At 34.1% G+C, this 6,619-nt stretch carries 8 protein-coding genes; 2 read left to right on the top strand and 6 right to left on the bottom strand.

Annotation, left to right across the window (positions count from 1 at the left end; all coding sequences use genetic code 11):
* Positions 1 to 409: 409 nt before the first annotated feature.
* Positions 410 to 541 carry a hypothetical protein gene (locus ACFSBH_RS07605; protein ID WP_379596938.1) on the bottom strand — a complete coding sequence of 44 codons (132 nt, stop codon included), beginning with the start codon at positions 539 to 541 and terminating at the stop codon, positions 410 to 412.
* Between the two features lie 58 nt (positions 542 to 599).
* Positions 600 to 797: a hypothetical protein gene (locus tag ACFSBH_RS07610; protein ID WP_379596940.1), complete on the bottom strand. Its 198-nt coding sequence runs from the start codon at positions 795 to 797 to the stop codon at positions 600 to 602.
* A 779-nt stretch (positions 798 to 1,576) separates the two neighbouring features.
* Between ACFSBH_RS07610 and ACFSBH_RS07615 the strand changes: the two genes are divergently transcribed.
* Positions 1,577 to 1,738: a hypothetical protein gene (locus ACFSBH_RS07615; protein ID WP_379596942.1), complete on the top strand. Its 162-nt coding sequence runs from the start codon at positions 1,577 to 1,579 to the stop codon at positions 1,736 to 1,738.
* Between the two features lie 41 nt (positions 1,739 to 1,779).
* Positions 1,780 to 2,451: a hypothetical protein gene (locus ACFSBH_RS07620; protein WP_379596944.1), complete on the top strand. Its 672-nt coding sequence runs from the start codon at positions 1,780 to 1,782 to the stop codon at positions 2,449 to 2,451.
* A gap of 114 nt (positions 2,452 to 2,565) precedes the next feature.
* Here ACFSBH_RS07620 and ACFSBH_RS07625 read toward each other — a convergent pair whose 3' ends face one another.
* The 4 genes from ACFSBH_RS07625 to ACFSBH_RS07640 form a co-directional block, all read right to left on the bottom strand.
* Entirely contained in the window at positions 2,566 to 4,299 is a 1,734-nt protein-coding gene (locus ACFSBH_RS07625) for an IS1182 family transposase (protein WP_379596946.1), read from the bottom strand.
* A gap of 193 nt (positions 4,300 to 4,492) precedes the next feature.
* The gene (locus ACFSBH_RS07630; protein ID WP_379596948.1) at positions 4,493 to 5,344 is read right to left on the bottom strand and encodes a hypothetical protein; all 852 of its coding nucleotides are present in this window, start codon (positions 5,342 to 5,344) and stop codon (positions 4,493 to 4,495) included.
* 714 nt (positions 5,345 to 6,058) lie between these two features.
* Positions 6,059 to 6,202, bottom strand: a complete 144-nt coding sequence (locus tag ACFSBH_RS07635) for a hypothetical protein (protein WP_379596950.1) — start codon at positions 6,200 to 6,202, stop codon at positions 6,059 to 6,061.
* A 167-nt stretch (positions 6,203 to 6,369) separates the two neighbouring features.
* Positions 6,370 to 6,619: hypothetical protein (locus ACFSBH_RS07640; RefSeq protein WP_379596952.1), on the bottom strand; the 250-nt coding region annotated here is incomplete at its 5' end.

Here is a 6,619-nt window from a genome sequence, read left to right on the forward strand (position 1 = left end):
TGTCGCTCAAGTCTAATTGTATATTGTAAAAAAAATGAATGGAGCCACCTTTAGTTGGGTATTTACTTTTTTGGCTCTATTAGAAAAAAGATTAAAACTGAAAATTCTGGTATTATTTATGCAACGCTAGTGATGCTGTGCCAACAACTTCATCTTAGTTTTGATTTCGAGTTGATCTTCCAAAAACAATTCTAATAGAATATCAAATTTCAGCAAAAATTGTTAACTTTTGTTGATATAGAAAAATTAGAGAATGTTAATTAATCGTTATTGTTGTTTCTTAACCAATCAGGACGGCATCAGAAAACTACATATTGAATGTTTTTTAAAGCAGCTAGACAACTCCGTAAATTTATAGTGATTCGAGATTAGTCTTGTATGTATAACTCCGCATGGGAATTTAAGAATATTAATCATAATATTTGTTAAGTTCATTAATCGCTTTTTCAATACATTCTATAGCTTTATGATCAATATCCTCTGGTTTGTTATCCTCAAATACATCAATCCACCGTCTAAGACTATCGATTACATGGTCCAAATTCTCACCTTCTTTTCTAAGATATGTTTTAGATATGTTGGGAAGCTCCTATTTGCGCCTAACGAAGTTCTTTGAAAAAGTCGTATTTCTCAATGATTTCACCATATGTACCCTTATCAATTATCGGATATTCAGTTAAATATTCATAGCAGCTAGCATGTAATATGCTGTTCCACGCATCTAGAACAACGGGATCATTATACCTGTAATGGCGCTTGCAATGATAACAGTACATAATTTTAAATTCTTTTTTCATTCCTCTGTCCCCTTAAAATTGAACTCTGAATCTTAAAATTCATTTCCCTTATTCAATTACCTCAGACTAACTCATTTAAAAAAGAGTAATATATCCGTGAGTATCATCTAAATAAAGATACAGTAGAGTAATAATGAAATAAAAATTCAGTCACCTTTATGCACGCGTTCATATCGTTTATACAGAATCACTACTCTTTCCTTTTCGGTGGTCCTCGGATCATTCATTCCTTGTTCTTCTTCATATATTTTAGAAAGCTACATCTTAACCTCCTAGATATTTTTTCATAAACATGCTTCTACGAATCTGAAACCCTATCCTCTAAATACTGGTGTCTTTGAACATCGGTAGTCTTTAACTTAAGTTTTATTCGCTACATTTATCGTATGGAAAAAGTAGAAAGTAGTCAATGTTTGGTCAAATAGTTAACCTTATATTTTACTATGTTTCGTGTATTCTTCCATTAATTCATTTTCTTTTCCTAACTCGGATATATACTCAAGTATGATATCCTGAGTTTTTTATAGTTAAATATTAGGAAAGTTGGACACTCTCATCAAAAATTAATTGGGAAAGTATTAGCAAATATGATAGATTAACTTACTAAAAACCTTTATTTATTGTAAAATTTTCCGATTTAATGTAGTGATGGACTAATTTAAAACACTTTTAAATTGATTCTTATTTATTAATCTTTTTGGGATTATAGTATTATGTTATTATTTGGTAGTAAGTAATTTTAGGGAAAATTGTCGTTTATATATTTTGGAGGAGATACAATGGAGTTTCTAATCATGTTTATAGTAACCATTATAGTGGTGTTTTTAGCAGCTTTCTCTATAATAGGTGGAGTATCACAGAGAATAAAAAAGCCGAATAGTGAGTTAAATGAACGGATTACTGAACTTGAAAGTAAAGTTAAAGAGTTGGAGAAAAAATAATTATAAATTAGAAAAAACTCTTTCATGGATAGGTGGTTATTTTGAATTTAAATAAAAAGATAATATTTGTTGTGGTTGGTATAGTTATTTTTGTTGGTGCTGCTTATTTTATAACTCCTTCAGGAAATGTTGAGTCATTAACTGAATCTGAAGAAACCACAACTAAGGATGAAGAAGACGAGTCTGAGCAAATTATTATGCACATGGAAGATGGAATTGAATTATTGAATCAAGAAATTAAAGAGTTAGAGCAATCATTATTTGATGCTGAAAGGTATATATATAACACTGAACTAGCAAACGATTATCTTCCCTTTCCGGATTCAGAGATCCTCTATAAAGAAGTCCAAGATACACAATACTTGATTCTTTTTACACACAAACAAGATAATGAGCTCCTTTTCGGTTCGAAAGAGCTCGGTTTTAATGCTATATTATCACTGCCTCCCCCTGATGATGGTATTTCAGTAGCTAATACAGGGGTTCAAGATTATCACTATTTTGGTGGATTAATTACTAATAATGAGATTAAAGAAGTGGAAATCATACAAAACGTTAAATTTCATCACAAAGCAGATATCTTTCAAGTAGATGAGGATACTTATGGTTGGTATATTATTGTTGAGGATGGTCGCTTAGAAAATAAAGATGATCAGTTTAAAATTAAGGCGTTAAACCAAAATCATGAAGTTGTATGGGATCATTCCATTTAAAAGGGGTGGGATATTTATAGACAAATTCTCATCCTACTTAACTGCAGTAATAAGAAGGGTTAAAACCTATTTCGAAATATCACCTATAATACTTCTTTAATTATTCAAAGGTGGTTACAGAAAAGAGGCTAGGACATAACTAGCCAGGAATAGTAATTTAAAAAGGTTCCAAGCAATAAAATGATATGCTCCCCCTAAGGTAGACAGATTAAAAATAAAAAATCTGTTTATCTTAGGGGGAGTTTTAGTGGAGTTATTTCCATCTCCCGACACTATTTTACTGTTCTTGGCGGTGTACTTTCTCAAGTTCACCGCCATTAATGAAAAGCCTAATTCATTAGTTACCTTCTGTTTTCCCCTTACGGAAAAACGAGTGAAACCCAAATTAGCCTTCAGAAATCCGAACACTGGTTCCACATCAATTTTACGCTTGCCATATATTTCACCAGTCTTCTCGTCTGAAAGCTTCTCTCTGACGTATTCTTTTTGAGATTCCCACTTTTCATTACGGTAGATCTTTTTATTGTTTCCTTTCTTTGCCTTCGTACACATGGAGCGTAACGGACATCCCGAACAATCCTCACACTCATAGACCTTAAATTGTCGCTTAAATCCATTTCGGTCTGTGCGGTTGGACACATAACTGAAGAGTACTTTTTTCCCGTTAGGACAGGTAAAGGCATCTTCTTCCTCATCGTATTCCCAGTTGTCCACATGAAAAGGGTTCTCTTTATGTTTCTTTTTCTTCTCCTTTCGATACTGATTGTATGTAATAAGGGGTGTTCGATTTCGGTTCCCGATAATATCTTCATAATTTTGTTCGCTGCCATAACCGGCGTCCGCAACTATATATTTTGGCAGTTTAAAGTATTTTTCTTCAATATGATCGAGAAAAGGGATTAACGTACGGGTATCTGTCGGATTAGGAAACACATCATAAGCGAGCGCATATTGACCTTCCGTCGCAACCTGGACATTATAACCTGCTTTCAATTGGCCGTTCTTCATATAGTCATCCTTCATCCGCATGAATGTGGCATCCGGATCTGTTTTGGAGTAACTATTACGGTCTCCGAAAATCTCCATATCCCTTTGATACTTTTGTTTGCGCTCCATCATATCCATCAATTGTTTCCGATTCTGTTTGGGTTTTCTTCGTTGTGAACGCAGTTTTTTCCTTTCGCTGCCTACATCGCTCGCTTGAATTTTTTTATCATATTCTTCTATTTTTTCATCGAGCCTCTTCACGATTTCTTCCATTTCTTCGATGGAAAGTTCTTCTGGATTTTCCCGCTCAATCTCTGGAATAATTTCTTTCTGAAGTAGCTCATCATACATGGCATTCGACTTCTCTACCAACCCAGCGTGATACTTCTCCGTCGACTTACGCCAGACAAACGTAAACTTATTCGCATTGGCTTCGATCTTCGTCCCATCAATAAAGATGGCTTCCTCTTCAATTTCTTTCTCCCTCACCAATTGACAACGAAATTGTACAAAACACTCACGTAGTAACTTGTCAATCGCTGGATGGACACGAAAACGATTAATCGTACGGTAACTGGGTTCATAGCCTTGAGCTAACCACATCATACGCACACTGTCTTTCACTAATGCTTCTATTTTCCGACCAGAAAAAACGGATTGCGTATAAGCACATAAAATAATCTTCATCATCATCCGTGGATGGTAGGAAGGACGACCTGTTTGGCGCAGGAACTCCTCGAACGCTTCATCAGGTATACTTTCCACAAGCTCATGGACCGTAAAGGCAATATCATTTTCCTGTAACTTAACTTCCAAATCTAGCGGCAAAACAACTTGATTCATGGTATAATGTTTAAACATAAGGACACCTCTTTGTGAATTATTGTTTGGTCACTTTAATTTTATCAAAAGGTGTCCTTTTTGTTTACTTCAAACCACAAAAAAGCTTGGCATCTCCCTCCTTTCGGAGGAAGACGCCAAGCTTTTATTTTTTAGTTACCGGGGTTTTGTCCCAGCCTCTTTTCATATATCTAGCCATATGTTTTCTAAAATATTACTTAACAAGTTCTACAAATATACCGGATTCAAGATTTTGTTCTTCACCATCAATGAATACTACATATCCGCTTAATTTATATTCATTTTCATCTTTAAACACGGTTTCTTTTACATCCAATTCAATAATAGACGTATTATCTTCCTCAGTATTATAGAAAGTAACTCCATCTGCCACAGGAGTCTTGCTATTCTCAGCTGCTAAATTTACAATGTTGAAATCACTCACAGAAAGTTCTTTACCATTTTTAAAAGTGAATTCAGTTACATCTGTTTCGTTATCAGCTAGTAGTTTCTCAACAACTTCTGTAATATCCTGTTCCAGGTTGCTATTTAATGTATTTTTACCACCATTTTTAAGTTGGTTATACAATTCTTTTAACGTATCACGGACGACATCACTTGGTTGGTCTTCTTCAGCAAGACTTTTCACTGATGTACAGTGAAAGGCTCTAGAATTAGGTGTCCAAGATGAACCATTGTTCTTAAAAGTAAAATCTGCATTAGATTCACTGATTGGAAGTCTATTTGCCGACTGATCATATACATTTCCTCTATTACTGTGAGTGACTCCACCCGAATCTAGATTACCTCCAGTAAAGACACTCTTAACACTCCATTTAACCCCTATTGTACCAATAGCCCTATTGGCATTTCCTTGATAGTGAGATTGCGTATTCATTGCGCAACGTTGATCAGTATATGTTAAATAGTGCGAATAGGATACATATGTACCGCCTACTTCTCTACCTCCTGATCGAAAGTCAGATGCTAATGCATTGATCGTAAAGCTTGAGAAAACCAGTAAAAATCCTAAAGCCAACGCCGTAAACCTCTTGATACCTTTCACTTCCAACACCCTTTCTCAATTTATTGAGTGACAAATATTCTTGTGAAAAATGAATATATGTCATCTCTCAACCCAATGTTAACAAAACATAAACGATTTGCAATATTTCATAGAGAACGTAATATCTGTAAAATATGTCTATATAACGATTATTTTTCCATAAATGACTTATATTATGGAAAATTTTATATATAAAATGGATAGAGATAAATTAGAGCAATATAACCGGTATAGATTTCCCAATGAAAATATTACATCTTTACAGAATTTATTATATGTTTGAAACAGGGTAACTTTATATTTCGTGTTTGCATTGCAAAAAGTAACACAATGTTTTATACCTAAATAAAAAAGATCCGAGCGACTAGTTTAACACTCAGACCTTTGATAAATCTTATCTTTTTATAGAATGATTGGCTCATTATGGTTATTATCACTGCTGAAATGTTGTCCCTTTCTAATTCAAAGTCCTCTACAAATTCAATATCTGAAAATGATAGACAATAACATCTCTTAATCCTCATCCTCAAAAGTTTCATTCTCTACAGATGAACCTGCAATTTCTCTTAGCTTCATTTTCACCTTTTCAATATTTCAAACTAAACGGATTGTAGTTGATTCGTCACCCTCTAATTCAATTCATGAGTTAGTCCTAAATTTGTAATCTGAACCCAATTCATTCTAAAAGCCCCTTAACTTAATATCTAGTGTGTTTCATAAAGTGCTTGCTATCGAATTAATAACTACTATAAGAAAAAATATTGCAATTATTAAATATACAGGTGTTTTGAACGTATTAATAACCCCCTTTTTTTCTACTTCGTCCATCTTGTTCCATTCGTCTTTCCAAAATCCCATAATCTCGCCCTCCTAAACTTAATATACAATGTGTTTCCTAAGTTATAGATAATATTATTGTTATTAATAGAATCGAGCCAACTGCTACCGCCAAAAACGAAATTATTCCTACTACTTCTCTTTCCTCTTTGCTCCAACCCTCCAATACAATAACCTCCTTTCTAAACTCAATATCTATCTTCAACTGTTTTATTCGCTACATTTATCGTATGGAAAAAGTAGAAAGTAGTCAATTTTACCAATAATTTTTTCAAATATGTAGAGTAGAAAACAGGAATTAGATAGTTGCCTTCTTTTCCTCGGGTTTCAGGGTGTTCCACCTTACTAAGCCAGACAGGAGGGCAATTCCTTTTCCTGTTCCCCCTCATCAAACCGTACATGAAGTTTTCCCTCATACGGCTTTCCGACGTTCTTCTT

It is taken from the genome of Oceanobacillus luteolus (assembly GCF_042678205.1).
GTDB classification, from domain to species: Bacteria; Bacillota; Bacilli; order Bacillales; family Amphibacillaceae; genus Oceanobacillus; species Oceanobacillus luteolus.